The following is a 16,992-nucleotide window of genomic DNA, read 5'->3' on the forward strand; positions in this document are numbered from 1 at the left end:
CCTCTGATCAGCTCCGACGATGTGTTCGCCATGCTGCGGAATCCTCGATGAGCAGGCAGACTGGGAATGTGAATCCCAGGTCCCGCTACGCCAGCCGTCGCGTGTATCTCGTGCCCGCCGATCTGGACGAGTTGATCGGGCCTATGGTCGGCGTCGTAGAACTTCCCACCCACTTGGACTGGTCCGAGCAGCGTGTCTACGATCTCGCGGACGACAGCCATGTCGGGCTCATGTACGAACGCGTTATCCGCGAAGCCTCCCAGCTTGATGACCTGCGGACCTATCTGAACCGTGAAACGCTGGTCCGCATCTGGCCGTCCCTCTACCTGCCTGTTCAGGCCAGGAGGGCCTGGGAGGCGTGCTTCCAGAACCTGCTACGGACCGCGTAGCGCCCATGGACCCGCTGCATGAGCTCGCCACAAGAATCGGTCTGACCGCGACGGAGCGTTTCGGATTCGCGCTCGCCGGCGGCTACGCCGTACAGGCACACGGCTTCCTTGCACGCCGGTCGGAGGACGTCGACTTGTTCACCTCGGCCGACGGGGACTTCGACACCGCGGTGATCGCAGCTGCGGCGGCATATCGTGATGCGGGGCTGAAAGTCGAGACGACGCTCGCGGCTCCGGGCTTCGCCCGCCTGCTCGTCACGGACGGTGATGGTCGCTCAGTCAAAATCGAGATGGGAGTGGACTGGCGTGCCCATCCGCCGGTTCGGCTGGAGATCGGTCCCGTGCTCCATCCCGATGACGCGGTGGGGAACAAGGTCGCCGCTCTGTACGGCAGAGCCGAGGTTCGAGATTTCGTCGACGTGTTCGCGGTTCTACGCAGCGGGCGTTACACCCCTGAGCAACTGATCCATCTGGCCACGAACGCGGATCCCGGATTCGATACAGGGATGTTCGCGACGGCCCTGTCCGCGTTGGGCCGCATACCTGACGAGGCCCTGGCTCATCACGGCCTCAGCGACGAGGAGGTCCGGGAGCTCCGCGGTCGCTTTCGCGATTGGGAGAGGCTCCTGCGTTCGAGCAGTGAATGACCGGCATGCCGACGGATTCGGGTTCTGGAACGGTCAGCGGCACCGGAGACCAGCTCTCCGGTGCCACCGCCCTCATCGACGACCATGCCCCCGCGGATGACGGGGCGTCTTCCCTCGATGGCGTCTTGCCGCCGGCAGGATCCCGTTCAGCAGGTTCGCCGGTGAGTCGGCGCAAGGCCATCTGGGATGTGACCTCATGGAGACGATCGAAACCGGCGCTCAGGAGCGAGGGCGGACAGGCCCCACAGTTCGGTGATGCGGCCGTGCCGTACCCGGAAGAACTCCATCATCATGGGGGGCCGGTCCGCCGGGGTGCCGTGCAGGGTCGTGCGGACGGCGGCCCCGTCCCGGTCGGAGAGCACGTCCTCGACGACGACCCTGAGGCCGGGGAACATCGCGTGCATCCCGGCCCAGGCCTTCACGACGCTCTCGACGCCGACGGTGCCCAGGGGATGGCTCACGAAGTCCGCCGAGAAGATCGCCTCGGCCGCCGCGACGTCACGGGTGTTGAACGCCTCGTACATGCGGTGAGCGAGGGCCTTCGCGTCGTCTGTCATCTGGTTCGCTCCTGCTCGGGGGGTATGAGTTCCACGTTGGCGCGCAGGCGTCCCAGGACCCGCAGTACGGTCTCCCGCTCCTCGGCGGTGACGCCGTCGAGGAGCCGCTCCTGGTAGTCCTGGTGGGCACGCGCCAGTTCCGCGGCGACCCGTTCGCCTTCGGGGGTCAGCCCGGCCAGGGTGTAGCGGTTGTCCGCCGGGTCGACGCGGCGACCGACCAGCCCCTCGGCCTCGAAGTCCTTGACGATGCGCGTGACGCTCGCACCGTCGATCGCGAGCGCCCGGCGCAGGTCGCTGTGGCTCGTCTCGCCGTTCCGCCACAGCCGCATCAGCGTGTGGAGACGGTGCCCGTTCATCCCCACGTGGCGGGCGAACGCCTGCCGTACCTCGGCGCAGCCACCCATCAGGTCCTGGAAGAACCTGTCCTCGGGGGTTCCGACCCGTTCCACGACCACCTCCTTGATCCGATCATTCATTGAACCAATCAAGAGTTGATGCGTCAAAGGGTTTGTTGCGGAGACGGTGAAGTGGGTGTGGAGAGTGGCGGGCCGCGAGGGCGACATGGGCGGCGAAGGGGGTGTGGGGCGTGGCTACCCTGGAGGGCGTGAGCCGTACTGAGAAGTCCGAGGACCTGTTCGCCCGCGCCCGCCAGATCGTCCCGGGAGGCGTCAACTCCCCGGTCCGGGCCTTCGGCGCAGTCGGGGGAACCCCCCGCTTCATGGCGTCGGGGCAGGGGCCCTACATCACCGACGTGGACGGCAACCGCTACGTCGACCTGGTGTGCTCCTGGGGGCCGATGATCCTCGGGCACCGGCACCCGGCCGTGGTGGAGGCGCTGCAGGAGGCGCTGGCGGACGGCACCTCCTTCGGTACGGCGACGCCCGGCGAGGTCGAGCTCGCCGAGGAGATCGTCGCCCGGGTCGCGCCGGTGGAGAAGGTCCGCCTGGTCAGCTCCGGCACCGAGGCCACCATGTCCGCCGTACGGCTGGCCCGCGGCTTCACCGGCCGCTCCAAGGTCGTCAAGTTCGCCGGCTGCTACCACGGCCACGTCGACGCCCTGCTCGCCTCGGCCGGGTCCGGCCTGGTCACCTTCGGCCTGCCCGACACCCCCGGCGTCACCGGCGCCTCGGCCGCCGACACCGTCGTGCTGCCCTACAACTCCGTCGAGGCGGTGACCGAGGCGTTCGGCGCCTTCGGCGACGAGATCGCCTGCGTCATCACCGAGGCGTGCCCGGCCAACATGGGCGTCGTCCCGCCGCTGGAGGGGTTCAACGCCACGCTCCGCGAGCTGTGCACCGCGCACGGCGCCCTGCTGATCATCGACGAGGTGCTCACCGGCTTCCGCGTCTCGGAGGCCGGCTGGTACGGCCTCGACCCGGTGGACGCCGACCTGATGACCTTCGGCAAGGTCATGGGCGGCGGCCTGCCCGCCGCGGCGTTCGGCGGCCGGGCCGACGTGATGGCCCACCTCGCCCCGGAGGGCCCGGTCTACCAGGCGGGCACGCTCTCCGGCAATCCGCTGGCCTGCGCCGCGGGTCTGGCGACCCTGCGCGGCTGCGACGACGAGGTCTACGACCGGATCGACGCCGCCGCCCTGGTGATCGGCCGCGCCGCCGCCGACGCCCTGGCCGCCGCCGGGGTGCCGCACCGTCTGCAGCGCGCGGGCAACCTGTTCTCGATCTTCTTCACCGAGGAGCGGGTCACCGACTTCGCCGCGGCCCAGAAGCAGGACACCGCCGCCTACCGCGCGTTCTTCCACGCCATGCTCGACCAGGGCGTCTACCTGCCGCCGTCGGCCTACGAGGCGTGGTTCCTCTCGGCCGCCCACGACGACGAGGCGCTGACCCGCGTGGCCGAGGCGCTTCCCCTCGCCGCCAAGGCCGCCGCCCAGGCAGGCTGAGGAACGCCCGCAGGCGGACCTTGAGGGGGGATCCTCTACGCGTCCAGGTCGATGTCGATGGGGAAGGGCGCCGGGACGGTCAGACGCCCGTGGTGGATGCCGGTGAGCCCGTACGCGCCGGTGGCCGGATCGAGCTCGTGGACGTACACGACGGGCCTGCCGTCCTTGCTCTCCACCCGCCAGAAGTGTGGGATGCCCGCCTCGGCGTAACGGAACGGCTTGGTCTTGCGGTCGCGGTCCTCGGACTCGGGTGAGACGACCTCGACGACGAGCCGGACCTCGGCGGGCGTGTAGAACGTCCGCTCGTCGTCGGCGGCCGCCCGCGCGTCGACGACCGAGACGTCGGGACAGGGCCGCATCCGGTGACCGAGCCTGACGTCCATCTGGTCCACCGCCACCAGTCCTTCCGGCGCCTGGTCGTCGAGTGCCTCCGTGAGGAGGCGCACCAGGCGCTGGTGGAACCGCTTCCGGGGGGACATGAAGACGAGTGCTCCATCGATGAGTTCGACGTGTTCGAAGAAGTCGGGCTCGCCATTGGGCCCCTCCGCCGGAAGACGATCGAGGTCGTCGGCGGTCCATCCCCAGGGGGGCGGAGAGGGCCAGTACTCCAGGGCGCTGCTCACGTCGGTCACCGTAACGTCGTCTCCGTCACCCGGTGTGTTCATTCGAACCATCTCCGTTGCCCTCCCTCCATTCTCTCCCCCTTCGTCCTCACTCTTTCCCTCCCCGGTCCCTCTTTCTTCGCCTCCCGGGCGTTACACCCGACCTCGCCGTTCCCGCGCCGGAGCCCACAAGTGATCTGACTCCGTCCCTTCCGGGCGAAGATCAGGGACGACTCGCAGGGAGGAGCGAGGCCGCAGGTGATCGGGCGGGCACCATGGGCGGTCCGGGAGTGAGGGGCTACGGCGCCCGGCCCTGCGCTCTCCCCCGCCAGTGTGGCCGCAAGGCTACGGCGGCCCGCCCTGAGCCGGGAGTACCAGATCGCTTCAGCATCGGCGAGGGCCGTGGGCTTTCGGAAAGGAAGACGCTACGGCGGGTCATCCGTACGGCCGGGGTGGTCTTGGCGCGGAGGTGGGTGGGTGTTCCGGCCGGCTTCAAAACGCCCGCAACCGTCGCGCCCGGGACCAGGCCGAAGGCCGGTCGGCACCGGACAGCGACCACAGCGCCGGCCGGAACACCCACCCACCGCAGCGCGAACCACCGACCAGCCCGACAAACGCGGACCCACCCAAACCCGGAGAACCGCCCCAAGACGCGAAAAGCCCCAGCCGGAGCACGCACATCCGACCGGCACGGCAAGCAGCGACCCGCCCGAACCTGGGAAGCGCCGGTGGACCCGCCCTCCACGTCACGATCCGCACAGGGACGTGCGCCGTCCCGGGTGGGTGCCCTACTCTGGGATGGCGAGGGGAGTACTTCCCAAGAGCCGACCCGGTCAGTACGGACGTCCCACGACGTCCCCGGGCGGCCGCCCGCGCGACGCGGGTGAAGGAGACCTCGAACGGCCAAGCGCGTTCGAGGAGGACCCATGCCCGTCATGCCCGCAGTACTCTCGATACCCGTCGTCCACCCGCCACCCGTGGCGTCCACGGCGTTCGAGGCGTCCACCGCCACCCTGGCCCCGGCCTTCGGGGGATCCGCCGCGCTGCCGGCCACCGCCCTCGGAGCCTCCGGCGCGCCGTCCGGCGCCGGTCAGCTCTCCGCGGGCCTCCAGACGATCGGCTCCCCGCAGCTGTGGGGGATCAGCGTCGCCGTCCTCGTGCTGCTGCTGGCGCTGGACTTCGTGCTGACCCGGCGCCCGCACGAGGTGCGGATGCGCGAGGCCGTCGCCTGGTCCGTCTTCTACCTGGCGCTGCCGCTGCTCTTCGGGGTCTACCTCTGGATGGACTTCGGTTCCGGGCAGGCGGTGGAGTTCTTCACCGGCTACGTGGTGGAGAAGTCGCTGTCGGTGGACAACCTGTTCGTGTTCATGCTGCTGCTGGCCGCCTTCGCGGTCCCGGCCGCGCTGGCCCAGCGGGTCCTGCTGTACGGCATCATCGGCGCCCTGGTGCTACGCGCGATCTTCATCGCGCTCGGGGCGGCCGTCCTGCAGAGCGGCACGTGGGCGTTCCTGCTGTTCGGCGCGATCCTCATCCTCACCGCAGTGAAGATCATCAAGGAGGCGCTGAGCGACGAGGAACAGCACGTCGACGTCTCGTCGATGCGGGCGGTCCGCCTGGTGCGGCGTTTCATGCCGGTCACCGACGACTACCACGGCTCCCGGCTGGTCGTCCACCAGAACGGCCGCCGCGCCCTCACCCCGCTCGCACTGGCCATCGTGGCCGTCTTCGCCACCGACATCGTCTTCGCCGTCGACTCGGTGCCGGCGGTGTACGGCGTGACCGAGGACCCCTTCATCGTCTTCACCACCAACGCCTTCGCCCTGCTGGGCCTGCGGGCGCTCTACTTCGTGCTGCTGGGCGTCCTGGCGAAGCTGCGCCACCTCAACCACGGGCTCGGCGTCATCCTGGCCTTCATCGGGGTCAAGCTGGTCCTGCACTGGGCGCACGGTGTCTGGACGTGGGTGCCGGAGGTGCCCACCCTGCTCTCGCTGGGGGTCATCATCGTGGTCCTGGCCGTCGTCACCCTCACCAGCGTCCACGCCAACCGCCGCGACGCCAGAGCCGCCGCCTCGGATTAGGCGCCGGACGCGAGGCCGCGGCGGGCGCGGAGGCGCACCGCCGCGGAACCGTGCGGAAGGTGAGGCCGTACGGACTGCGGGACCGTACAGAGGGAGGAACCGCGCGGGACCGTCAGTCGCAGACGACGTCCGCGAGGCGGTCCAGGACCTGGAGGGGATCGGGCAGCGGGCGGCCGTCCGGGGGGCGCAGCCAGGAGGCGGCCCCGCCGTTCGGGAGGGTGGAGGGCGGAGCGAGGACGTAGCTGTCGCGGCAGTGCCAGCGCAGTCCGGGCATCTCGTCGATCGTCGAGGGACCGTAGTCGAGGGGGCAGGACCACCACTCGTCCTCGTCCTCGGCGACGTTGCGGGTGGTCACGAAGAAAAGGACCCGGTCGCCGTGGACGGCGACCGGGCCCGGGATGAATCCGCCGGACTCCATGGCGGTGAGGGCCGCGAGGCCCCCCGCGGCGGGTACGTCGAAGACGTCGAAGACCCGTCCCGTGGGCAGGATCACGTTCGCCTCGGGCTCGTGCCGCCACCAGTGGGACAGCTGGGCCGGGTCGGTGGTCGCCTGCATCTGCCAGGCCCGGGAGAGCGGGTGGGCGCCCGGGTCGGGACAGCCGACGCGGTCGCAGGAGCACGCGCGGGGCCCCGTGGGCATCGGCCGGGCGCCGGGGCAGCTCGCCCAGCCCAGGGAGGCGTACTCCAGCACCGAGTTGACCGTCTGCTTCGGATGAGCACGTCGTTTACCGCGACGAGTCCGTGGTACCCCCACCATTGTGTCCTCCGTCTCCGCCATACTCGCACCCCCGGATGAGGACGTATCCGCATTCTGGTGGGCAAGAGAAGTCAGACAGCCAGGGTCTACACCACCTGGGACACATCCGCACCGGTTCTCGCACTCTAACGCACGCACCCCACGGCGAAGTGACAAACTCCCAGTTCTCACGGTGTGCCGCTGGTCTCACCCGGCGTCACGCGCCGCTCCCCACCGGCCCGCCGCCCGCCTCCGCGGAGCCCGCGCGCCGTTTCCACCGGCCCCGCCGGCCGGTCTCACCGGAGCTTACGCGCCACTTCCGTCGCCCAGTAGGTGAGGATCGTGTCGGCCCCGGCCCGGCGGATCGCGGTCAGCGACTCCATGATGACGCGGTCGCGGTCGATCCAGCCGTTCGCCGCGGCGGCCTCGACCATGGCGTACTCGCCGCTGACCTGGTATGCCGCCACCGGCACGTCCACCATGTCGCGCACCTGGCGCAGGATGTCGAGGTAGGCGAGGGCGGGCTTGACCATCACGGCGTCGGCGCCCTCGGCGAGGTCGAGCCGCGCCTCGCGCAGCGCCTCGCCGACCGGCCCGGCCGCGTCCTGCTGGTAGGCGCTGCGGTCGCCGAACTGCGGCGCGCACTCGGCCGCGTCCCGGAACGGCCCGTAGAAGGCCGAGGCGTACTTCACCGAGTAGGCCATGATCGGGAGCTGCTGGAAGCCCTCGGCGTCGAGGGCCGCGCGGATCGCCGCGACCTGGCCGTCCATCATGCCGCTGGGCGCGATGAACTGCGACCCGGCGCGGGCCTGGGCCACCGCCGCGGCGGCGTAGCGCTCCAGGGTGGCGTCGTTGTCGACCTCGCCGTCGGAGGTCAGGATGCCGCAGTGCCCGTGGTCGGTGAACTCGTCCAGGCAGGTGTCGGTCATCACGACCATCGCGTCGCCGACCTCGGAGACCAGGTCGGCGACGGCCTTCTGGACGATCCCCTCGGGGTCGTCGGCCGCCGAGCCGCGGGCGTCCTTCACCGCGGGGATGCCGAAGAGGATGAGACCGCCGACACCCGCCTCGGCCGCCTCGTGGGCCGCCTTCCGCAGCGAGTCGCGGGTGTGCTGGAACACCCCCGGCATCGAGGCGATCGGGTTCGGCCGGTCGATGCCCTCCTTGACGAACAGCGGCAGCACGAGCTCCGCCGGGTGCAGCCTGGTCCCCGCGACCATCCGCCGCATCGCCGGGGTACGGCGGAGCCGGCGGGGACGCGCGACCGGGAACTGGGCGGTCATGGATCCTCCCTCTCCCCGGCCGCAGGGATCGAGGAGCCGGGGGACGCGTGTGGGGTTTCAGCCCGCTGGAAAGCTGGAAACGCGAAAGCCGCCGCAGGCGCCCCGGCCTGCGGGCGGCTTTCGCGGCACGGTTCCCAGTCTATTTGGCGCGGCGCCGGGCTCCCCTCCGGGTCTGGGAGGGCCTGCGGGGGACGTCTCCGGCCCCGACGGCGGCCTGCCGCTGCTTGGCGCCGTACTCGGCCAGCGCGGACGCCAGGGCCGACGTGGAGGGCCTGTCGGCCATGACGTCGACGCGCAGGCCGAACTCCTCGGCCGTCTTGGCGGTCTGCGGGCCGATCACCGCGATGACCGTGACGTTGTGCGGCTTGCCCGCGATGCCCACCAGGTTGCGCACGGTGCTCGACGAGGTGAACAGCACCGCGTCGAACCCGCCGCCCTTGATGGCCTCCCGGATCGGCGCGGGCGGCGGCGCCGCGCGGACGGTCCGGTAGGCGGTCACGTCGTCGCACTCCCAGCCGAGCTCGGTGAGCCCGGCCACCAGCGTCTCGGTGGCGATGTCGGCGCGGGGCAGCAGCACCCGGTTGATCGGGTCGAGCATGGAGTCGTACGGCGGCCACTCGGCGAGCAGGCCCTCCGAGGACTGCTCCCCGGACGGCACCAGGTCGGGCTTGACGCCGAACGCCACGAGCGCGGCGGCGGTGGCCTCGCCGACCGCCGCGACCTTGAGCCCGGCGAACGCGCGGGCGTCCAGGCCGTACTCCTCGAACTTCTCCCGCACCGCCTTGACCGCGTTGGCGCTGGTGAACGCCACCCACTCGTAGCGTCCGGTGACCAGGCCCTTGATCGCCCGGTCCATCTGCTGCGGGGTGCGCGGCGGCTCGACGGAGATCGTGGGGACCTCCTCGGGCACGGCGCCGTAGGAACGCAGCTGCTCGACCAGGGCGGCCGACTGCTCCTTGGTGCGCGGCACCAGGACCCGCCAGCCGAACAGCGGCTTGGTCTCGAACCACGACAGCCGGTCGCGCATGCCGACGGCCTCGCCGACCACGATCAGGGCGGGCTCGGTGACCCCGGCGTGCTTCAGGTCGGGGCCGATCCGGCCGAGGGTGCTCACCACGGTGTACTGCTCGGTGGTGGTGCCCGCGCCGCTGACCGCGACCGGGGTGGAGTCGGGGCGTCCCGCCGCGATGAGCGCCTTGGCGATCGGGACGGCCTCGGCGACGCCGTTGTAGATCACCAGGGTGCCGGCGCCGGCCGCGTGGGCGGACCAGTCCTCGACCTGGGTGGCGTCCACGACCCGGAACTCCGGCACCGACACCGCCGCGGGGATGCCCGCGTAGGTCAGCACCGCCGTGGCCGGGGGCACGCCCGGCACGATCTCGAAGTCCACCTCCGCCTTCGCGCAGGCCGCGACCTCGTCGGTGATCGAGGAGAAGAACATCGGGTCGCCGGCGCACAGGCGCACGGCGCGGCGACCGTCCTTGGCCGCCGTGACGGCCCTCAGCGAGACGGCGCCCTCCTCGGCGGCGTCCACGACCTCGGTCTCCGGACGGCAGTGACGCAACAGCGCACCGTAGGCCTCCCGGTCGAGCACGACGAGGTCGGCCTTCGAGAGCAGGTCGGCGCCGCGGAGCGTGAGCAGGCCCTCGTCACCGGGGCCGGCGCCCACGAAGGCGACGAAGCCCGCGGGGCTCTCGAAGGCGGTACTTCCGGAGCTCAATGTGCTTGCTCCCCTATCAACGTGCCGGCCCCTTCGGCGATCATCTCGGAGGCGAGGTCGCGACCGAGGTTCACGGACGCCGAAGGGTCTCCGGCGGTGGACTTGCGCACCGCGCGGCTGCCGTCCACGGCGACGACAGCGGCGGTAAGAATGAGTTGTTCCCCCTGGTGAGCGGAGTACGCCCCCACCGGCGCGGCGCATCCCGCCTCCAGGGCGGCGAGGACGGCCCGCTCGGCGGTCACCGCGGCCCGGGTTGCGGCGTCGTCGAGCACGCCGAGGAGCTCGACGAGGTCGGCCCGGTCGGACCGGCACTCCACGGCCAGCGCGCCCTGCCCGGGCGCGGGGAGCATCTCCTCGGCCTCGAAGATCTGGGCGATCTCCGCCTCCCGGCCCAGCCGGCCGAGCCCGGCGGCGGCCAGCACGACGCCGTGCAGCTCACCGGAGGTCACCTTGCCGATCCGGGTGTCGGCGTTTCCCCTGATGGGGACGTATTCAAGGTCGGGGCGGAGCACCCGCAGCTGGGCGATCCTGCGGGGCGAGCCGGTGCCGATCTTCGCGCCGGGCGGGAGGTCGGCGAGCTTCGCCGTACCGACCAGCGCGTCCCGGGGGTCGTCGCGCGGCGGGATGGCGGCGATGGTCACCCGCGGGTCCTGGGTGGTCGGCAGGTCCTTGAGCGAGTGGACCGCGAAGTCGATCTCACCGTCGATCAGCTTGTCGCGCAGCGCGCTGACGAAGACGCCCGTCCCGCCGAGCTGGGTGAGGTTGGCCTTGGAGACGTCGCCGAAGGTGGTGACGCCGACGAGCTCGACGGAGCGGCCGGTCAGCGCGGTGAACCGGTCGGCGACCAGGCCCGACTGGGTCGTCGCCATGAGGCTACGACGCGTTCCCAGCCTGAGCGGGGAGGAAACGCCGCTCACCTGCCCACCTCCTTCTCGACATCGGCGCATCTCACTGCGGCGGGGACCTTCGGGTCCAGATTGAACAGCTCGCGCAGCGCCTCGGCATAATGATCGCCCGCCGGGGACTGCGCGAGCTGCTTGACACGCACGGTGGGCTCGTGGAGCAGCTTGTCGACCACGCGCCGGATCGTCTGGGTGACCTCGTCCCTGGCCCGCCCGTCGAGCTCCGGGAGCCGGGAGACGAGCCGCCCGAGCTCCGCCTCGACCACGTCGGCGGCCTTGCTGCGCAGCGCGACCACGGTCGGCGTGACCCGCGAGGCCCGCTCGGCCGACAGGTAGGCCGCGACCTCATCGGCGACGATCTCCCGCACGGAGACGATCGCCTCGGCGCGCCCGCCGTCGTCGGTGTCGGCATCGGCGATGCCGTCCTGCATCGACTCCAGATCGACGAGGGTGACGCCGGGGAGGTCGCGCACCGCGGGGTCGACGTCCCGCGGCAGCGCGATGTCCAGCAGGAACATCTCCCTGGCCGGGACCATGTCGGCGGTGATGACCAGGTCGGTGGCGCCGGTGCACGAGATGACCAGGTCGGCGCGGTCCAGCTCGGCCGCCAGCTCGCCGAACTCGGCGGCCCGGCCGCCGACCGCCTGCGCCAGCCGTACGGCGCGCTCGTGGGTGCGGTTGACCACCACGATGTCGGTGACGCCCGCCCGCTGCAGGGTCGCGGCGGACAGGGAGCTCATCGAGCCGGCTCCGACGACCAGCGCGGTGCGGTCCCCGACCGGGCCGATCACCCGCTCCGCCAGGGTGAGGCCGACGCTCACCAGGGACGCGCCGGCCCGGTCGATGCCGGTCTCGGCGTGGGAGCGCTTGCCGACCCGGAGCGCCTGCTGGACGAGGTCGTTGAGCGTCGCGCCGAGCGTGCCCTCCTCCTGGGCGAGCCGCAGGGCCGAGCGGACCTGCCCGAGGATCTGGCCCTCGCCCAGGACCATCGAGTCGAGCCCGGCGGCGACCGAGAACAGGTGCTCGACGGCGCGGTCCTCGTAGTGCACGTACAGGTGGGCCGAGAGCTGGTCGAGGGGGACGCCGGAGTGGACGCCGAGCAGCTCCGACAGCCCGTTGACCGCGGCGTGGAACCGGTCGACGACGGCGTAGACCTCGACCCGGTTGCAACTGGAGACCACCATCGCCTCGGCCACGGCGGGGTCGCGCTGGACGTCGTGAAGCAGCTTCACCAGCGCGTCACCCGTGACCGACACCCGTTCGAGCAGGGCCATGGGAGCCGTGCGGTGGCTCAGACCGACGACGAGAACGCTCACCGGGTCCCGACCTCCTTCACCGGCCGGCGCCGGCCGGCCACGATGTCCGCGCCCGCCCGGGCGATGCCGTGCCTCCGGAGCCTGCCGGGCCTTCCGGGTCCGCCGCTCACAAGTCCACCGCCTCGGGCCACTCCTCGGCCATCGCGGGTCCCCCACTCATCCGATCCGTCTTGCGCTGCTCGTGGAACGCGAGGATCTGAAGTTCGATTGACAGGTCGACCTTACGGATATCGACGCCCTCGGGCACCGTGAGCACGACGGGGGCGAAGTTCAGGATGCTGGTGACCCCGGCGGCGATGACCCTGTCGGCCACCTGCTGTGCGGCCGTCGCCGGTGTCGCGAGCACCACGATCGACACTCCCCGCCGCCTGATGACGGTCTCCAGATCGTCGATGTGCTCCACATTCAATCCCGCGATGTGGTCGCCCACCACTTCGGGGTCGGCGTCGAAGAGGGCGGCGACCCGGAAGCCACGGGAAACGAACCCGCCGTAGTTGGCGAGCGCACGACCGAGGTTACCCACTCCGACGATGGCCACGGCCCAGTCCTGGGTGAGACCCAGCTCACGGGATATCTGGTAGATGAGGTACTCGACGTCGTAGCCGACCCCGCGGGTGCCGTAGGAGCCCAGGTGCGACAGGTCCTTGCGGAGCTTGGCGGAGTTCACCCCGGCCGCCGACGCGAGGTCCTCGGAGCTCACCGTGGCCAGGCCCCTCTCGGACATGCCGTTGAGGGCTCGCAGGTAGAGCGGCAGCCGGGCGACGGTCGCCTCGGGTATGCCGCGTTCGCGAGCGTGGGACGGACGGCGGATCACGTGCCGGAGCTCCAGGGGGACAGGCGACCGGCGCGGCCGGAACGCGGCGGATGACGAGGTGAGGCCACTGTCTTTCAGGTTAGTCCCTTTGTGAAGCGATGCACAAAGTGAAAGTTCACGCATCCGCGCTCGTGCGGCCCTGATGTCGTCGGCGTCCTGGGGCGTCCCGCCGTGTCCGGGTGGGCGGCGGCCCGGGGCACGCCGCGCGCGGCACCGCCGTACGGCTCGGCTACGGTGACTGCCATGGCACCGCAGGACCACCGCATCACCCTGCTCGGCAAGCCCGGCTGTCACCTGTGCGACGACGCCCGGGCGGTGATCGAGCGGGTCGCCACGGAGCTGGGCGTCCCCTGGGAGGAGCGCGACATCACCGCCTCCGCCGAGGACCAGGCGAAGTACTGGGAGATGATCCCGGTGACCCTGGTCGACGGCGTGCAGCACGACTTCTGGCGCGTCGACGAGGCCAGGCTGCGCGCCGCGCTGGCCTCCTGAGACGCGGCCGGGCCGTGCCCGGCCGCCAGAAGGACGCCGCACCGGCCGCCAGAAGGCCAAAAGGCCGTCGGCAGGCCGTCAGAAGGACGTCGGCAGCGGGAGCACCTTGGCGGCGTTCACCCTGAGGTCGATCACGTTGGTGGCGAGCACCATGTTCTGGCGCTCGCTGACGAACCGCTCGACGTGCGGCTGGCGCTGGTGCTCGGCGTAGGCCACCTCGTCCCGGTAGATCTCGTAGACGATGCGCTGGAGCGGGGCCGACTTCACGGCGTGGCAGGCGTAGATCAGCGTGTCGGGCTCCGCGCCGCGGACGGCCTCGACCGTCTCCTCGGCCAGCCGGTCGAACATCTCACCGGTGCCGTCGATGAGGGTGAAGACGGTCAGCAGCCCGAAGACGTTCGGCGAGGGGCGTACGGTCCTGCCCGGCCGTCCGGCCGCCGCCCCGGAGTACACCGCGCCGGTCTCCGGCGGCCCGGCCGCCCGGCCGTGACCGCCCGGGACGCCCGGCAGGCCGGGGGACGACGCGTCGGGGCGGCCGTGCCGGGCCTGCGGAGCGCCGAACGCCTGGTCGGCCGCCATGGGCCGCAGCGGCGAGTCGGAGACGGCGAACTCGCCCGTGCTGGGGCCGGCGGGACGCCTGCCGTACTCGTTCAGCGGGATGTCGTACTCGCCGGTGGAGCCGGCCTGGCCGTCGTGCGGTCCGGCCTGCGGGTCGTACCCGCCCGCGCCGGGCGGCATGCCGTACTCGCCCGCCATGAACATGCCGGTGGCCGGGCCGCCGAACGGGTCGTCCCCGGCGGGCCGGGGCTGCGCCGACCGGCGTCTGCGGCCCCCGCCCTCGGGCTCCGGCTCGCCCGCCCGGTACTCGGCGACGAGGTCGCCGAGGCCGGAGCGGCGCGGGGGCTCCTCGGCGAGGGCACGCATCCCCGCGACGGGGACGTCCGCGGCGGTCCGCCCCACGACCGGGACGTCCGCGGCGGTCCGCCCGAGGGCCGCGCGACGGCCCGCCGGCTCGCGCCCGCCGGAGCCGCCCGCCGGGGCGTCGTATCCGCCCTCGTCCTCGTCCTCGTCGTCGTCCTCGTACGGCGCGAGCGGGCGGAGCAGGCCGTACCAGATCGCGGCCGCGGCGACGCAGAGCAGCAACGCGGTGAACATCCCCGGTACGGCGAAGCTCATCGCCCCCACGAGGGCCAGGCCGGTCGGGCCCAGCACGAGGAGGGCGTGCATGTTGTCGGCGTCGTACTCGTCGCCGCCCCTCCACCGCCGCACCGCCACCGCGACCCCCGCCACCAGGACGAGCGCGGCCACGACGTGGACGGCCAGCAGCACATAGGTCGGCGGCAGACCCCAGTGGACGCTTCCGACCGGGAGGGACTTGCCGAAGCTCTTCTCCTCCTCGACCCGGTCGACCGCCAGGATCACGGCGCCGACGATCGTGAACCCGGCGCCCACGAGCCATGAGGCGAATCTGAGGCCGGCCCCGCGCGTCAGCAGCTGGACGACCCCGACGGCCAGCCATAGCGGGGCCAGCAGGGAGCCGGTCAGCTGGTACGCGCGGAACGTGGCCGCCCCGAATCCCAGCAGGTGACCTGCGCCGATCACTCCGAGTGACACGCACAGCGCCGCCGTCGTGAGACTCCAGGCGATCGCCCATCCCGTGGGCTCGCTGCGGAACCGGCCGACGAGGGCGGCGGTGGCGACGGCCGCGAGGAGTGATCCGGCGAATGCGATGACAGCGACGAGGACTTCCATGGTGCCCCCATGCTGCCGGACATCGGCCCCCTACCGGTAGCCGGGCGGCCGAACCTCCGGACACCGCGGCCGGATCGGCCCGGAGTACCGCGATATCAGATGACTACCGTGAGTCACGATTTTGTCGTTTGGATTGTGGAATCACCTGTTTGATTCCTAGAGTGAGCGGGCACGCCGCACCCTCTCCCCCACAGGGATACCGGATGCCAGACACGTGGCCGCTCGCCGGGCACCTCCCCACCGCCGTCGGAACGCTCCCCGTCCGCGGCGACGAGCCCGCCGCGCGCGCGGACGCCGTGGAGGAGCTCCGCGAGCTCGTGCTGCGCGCCAAGACCGGGGACACGGACGCGTTCGGCGCGCTCTACGACCGCTACCTCGACCTGGTGTACCGCTACGTCTACTTCCGGGTCGGCTCCCATCCGCTGGCGGAGGACCTCACCAGCGAGACCTTCCTCCGGGCGCTGCGCCGGATCACCGATTTCACCTGGCAGGGCCGTGACTTCGGGGCCTGGCTCGTGACCATCGCCAGGAACCTGATCGCCGACCACTTCAAGTCCGGCAGATACCGGCTGGAGGTCTCGACCGCCGAGGTGGTCGACACCCCGCTCGACGGCCCGCACATCCCGGAGAACGCCGTCGTCACCGCCATGGTCAGCGACCGGGTGCTCAGCGCGGTCCGCGACCTGGGGCCCGAGCAGCAGGAGTGCGTGGTGCTGCGGTTCCTGCACGGCATGTCGCTGGCGGAGACCGCGCTGATCATGGGGAAGAAGAGCGGGGCCATCAAGGCGCTGCAGTTCCGCGCGATCAGGGCCCTCGCCCGCGCGCTGCCGTCGGATCTCGGCTGAACCCGTGTGTGGCGGCGTGAGCCCCGCGAACCCGGCGGGGGGACCCCGCGAGCCCGCCGGGGCCCCTGAGGCCCCCGTGAGGCTTCGGCGAGGTCCCGCGAAGCCCGGTCCGTGCGGCGCGTAACCCGCCACGCTGGGCCGTCGTTAGGCAGATGACACGATGCGTCACGGATCTGGGGCGGCAGGGAGCGTTCATGGGTGAGTGGCTGCGCGGCATCTCGCGCGGGTCCCGGGCACGCGCCCGGAGCCACGTCACGAGGCTCGGCACCCGGATGGACGGCGTGCCCCGGCCGGAGTTCCGTGCCGGGCTGCGCGAGCGCCTGACGAACGCCGCCCGGGAGGACCCCGCCGGGACGGACCCCGCCCAGGAGGACCTCGCCGGGGCGGACGAACCCGCGGCGCCGGTCGTCCCGGCGCCCCAGGCCCGGCACCGCAGGCGCGGCCGGCGGGGCGTCCGGGTGCGGCGCCCGCAGCCCGGCCGGCTCTACCGGCTCGTGAGCGCGGGACTGGTGACGGCGATGCTGGCGGCGGCCCTGGTCACCTACCGGTCGATGCCCGGGGAGACGCTCTACCCCCTCAAGCGGGCCGCCGAGAGCACGCTGTTCCACCTGAGCGCCGACGAGGCCGAGCGGGCCGACCGCTCCTTCGGCTACGCCGAGACCCGCGCCCACGAGGTCGAGGAGCTCCTCGGCTCCTCCCGGCGGGAGAAGCGCCTGATCCGGCAGACCCTCAAGGACATGGAGGACACGACCCGCTCGGCGGTCTCCTCCCTCACCCGGGTGCGCCGCCGCGACTCCCGCGAATCCCGCCAGCTCAAGCGCTTCGTCCAGAAGCAACGGAACCAGATCGAGGGCATGCTCCCCAGGCTGGACGTCGAGGAACAGCGCCGGGCCAACGGCTACCTCCACTACATCATCCAGCTCGCTCCCCCCGGCTGACGGACCGGCGCGGGACCCGCC

Annotated in this window: 17 protein-coding genes; 7 read left to right on the plus strand and 10 right to left on the minus strand. The window is 71.8% G+C overall.

All coding sequences use genetic code 11. The annotated features are described in order from the left end of the window. The first annotated feature begins 47 nt into the window (after window positions 1-47). Window positions 48-389: a hypothetical protein gene (locus tag AB0D67_RS22345; RefSeq protein ID WP_362938781.1), complete on the plus strand. Its 342-nt coding sequence runs from the start codon at window positions 48-50 to the stop codon at window positions 387-389. A gap of 5 nt (window positions 390-394) precedes the next feature. Then, complete coding sequence (locus tag AB0D67_RS22350; protein ID WP_362938784.1) at window positions 395-1,036, plus strand: nucleotidyl transferase AbiEii/AbiGii toxin family protein; 642 nt, start codon at window positions 395-397, stop codon at window positions 1,034-1,036. A 194-nt stretch (window positions 1,037-1,230) separates the two neighbouring features. Here AB0D67_RS22350 and AB0D67_RS22355 read toward each other — a convergent pair whose 3' ends face one another. Together AB0D67_RS22355 and AB0D67_RS22360 are read right to left on the minus strand one after the other, a co-directional pair. Then, window positions 1,231-1,593: a nuclear transport factor 2 family protein gene (locus tag AB0D67_RS22355; RefSeq protein WP_362938787.1), complete on the minus strand. Its 363-nt coding sequence runs from the start codon at window positions 1,591-1,593 to the stop codon at window positions 1,231-1,233. Then, entirely contained in the window at window positions 1,590-2,042 is a 453-nt protein-coding gene (locus AB0D67_RS22360) for a MarR family winged helix-turn-helix transcriptional regulator (protein ID WP_362938790.1), read from the minus strand. Before AB0D67_RS22360 ends, AB0D67_RS22355 begins: the two co-directional genes overlap by 4 nt. Window positions 2,043-2,197: 155 nt before the next feature. Between AB0D67_RS22360 and hemL the strand changes: the two genes are divergently transcribed. After that, entirely contained in the window at window positions 2,198-3,493 is a 1,296-nt protein-coding gene (hemL, locus tag AB0D67_RS22365) for a glutamate-1-semialdehyde 2,1-aminomutase (protein ID WP_362938793.1), read from the plus strand. Window positions 3,494-3,528: 35 nt separating this feature from the next. Here the strand turns inward: hemL and AB0D67_RS22370 are convergent, their stop codons facing one another. Beyond that, window positions 3,529-4,116 (minus strand): Uma2 family endonuclease, encoded by a 588-nt coding sequence (locus AB0D67_RS22370; RefSeq protein ID WP_362938796.1) that lies wholly within the window; start codon window positions 4,114-4,116, stop codon window positions 3,529-3,531. A 914-nt stretch (window positions 4,117-5,030) separates the two neighbouring features. Between AB0D67_RS22370 and AB0D67_RS22375 the strand changes: the two genes are divergently transcribed. After that, window positions 5,031-6,173, plus strand: a complete 1,143-nt coding sequence (locus tag AB0D67_RS22375) for a TerC/Alx family metal homeostasis membrane protein (RefSeq protein ID WP_362938799.1) — start codon at window positions 5,031-5,033, stop codon at window positions 6,171-6,173. A gap of 112 nt (window positions 6,174-6,285) precedes the next feature. Here AB0D67_RS22375 and AB0D67_RS22380 read toward each other — a convergent pair whose 3' ends face one another. The 6 genes from AB0D67_RS22380 to AB0D67_RS22405 all read right to left on the minus strand — a co-directional run bounded on the left by AB0D67_RS22380 (window position 6,286) and on the right by AB0D67_RS22405 (window position 12,944). Then, complete coding sequence (locus AB0D67_RS22380; protein ID WP_362938803.1) at window positions 6,286-6,930, minus strand: bifunctional DNA primase/polymerase; 645 nt, start codon at window positions 6,928-6,930, stop codon at window positions 6,286-6,288. A gap of 275 nt (window positions 6,931-7,205) precedes the next feature. Continuing rightward, window positions 7,206-8,192 (minus strand): porphobilinogen synthase, encoded by a 987-nt coding sequence (hemB, locus tag AB0D67_RS22385; protein ID WP_362938806.1) that lies wholly within the window; start codon window positions 8,190-8,192, stop codon window positions 7,206-7,208. A gap of 139 nt (window positions 8,193-8,331) precedes the next feature. Beyond that, a complete protein-coding gene (locus AB0D67_RS22390) occupies window positions 8,332-9,912 on the minus strand; it encodes a bifunctional uroporphyrinogen-III C-methyltransferase/uroporphyrinogen-III synthase (protein WP_362938809.1) in 1,581 nt (526 codons plus the stop codon). After that, entirely contained in the window at window positions 9,909-10,859 is a 951-nt protein-coding gene (hemC, locus tag AB0D67_RS22395) for a hydroxymethylbilane synthase (RefSeq protein WP_362938812.1), read from the minus strand. Before hemC ends, AB0D67_RS22390 begins: the two co-directional genes overlap by 4 nt. Next, window positions 10,826-12,130, minus strand: a complete 1,305-nt coding sequence (locus AB0D67_RS22400; RefSeq protein ID WP_362938815.1) for a glutamyl-tRNA reductase — start codon at window positions 12,128-12,130, stop codon at window positions 10,826-10,828. The genes hemC and AB0D67_RS22400 overlap by 34 nt, the downstream gene beginning before the upstream one ends. 106 nt (window positions 12,131-12,236) lie before the next feature. Then, the gene (locus AB0D67_RS22405; protein WP_362938818.1) at window positions 12,237-12,944 is read right to left on the minus strand and encodes a redox-sensing transcriptional repressor Rex; all 708 of its coding nucleotides are present in this window, start codon (window positions 12,942-12,944) and stop codon (window positions 12,237-12,239) included. A gap of 243 nt (window positions 12,945-13,187) precedes the next feature. Here AB0D67_RS22405 and AB0D67_RS22410 point away from each other — a divergent pair, with 243 nt between their 5' ends. After that, window positions 13,188-13,436 (plus strand): glutaredoxin family protein, encoded by a 249-nt coding sequence (locus AB0D67_RS22410; RefSeq protein ID WP_362938821.1) that lies wholly within the window; start codon window positions 13,188-13,190, stop codon window positions 13,434-13,436. Between the two features lie 78 nt (window positions 13,437-13,514). Here the strand turns inward: AB0D67_RS22410 and AB0D67_RS22415 are convergent, their stop codons facing one another. After that, on the minus strand, window positions 13,515-15,188 hold the full coding sequence (locus AB0D67_RS22415; protein WP_362938824.1) for an antibiotic biosynthesis monooxygenase: 1,674 nt from the start codon (window positions 15,186-15,188) through the stop codon (window positions 13,515-13,517). 203 nt (window positions 15,189-15,391) lie between these two features. On the opposite strand from AB0D67_RS22415, the gene AB0D67_RS22420 reads away from it, so the two are divergent. Next, entirely contained in the window at window positions 15,392-16,033 is a 642-nt protein-coding gene (locus AB0D67_RS22420; RefSeq protein WP_362938827.1) for a sigma-70 family RNA polymerase sigma factor, read from the plus strand. A 194-nt stretch (window positions 16,034-16,227) separates the two neighbouring features. Beyond that, entirely contained in the window at window positions 16,228-16,971 is a 744-nt protein-coding gene (locus tag AB0D67_RS22425) for a DUF5667 domain-containing protein (RefSeq protein WP_362938830.1), read from the plus strand. The last annotated feature ends 21 nt before the right edge of the window (window positions 16,972-16,992 follow it).

It is taken from the genome of Streptosporangium sp. NPDC048047, from assembly GCF_040653115.1.
GTDB lineage: Bacteria > Actinomycetota > Actinomycetes > Streptosporangiales > Streptosporangiaceae > Streptosporangium.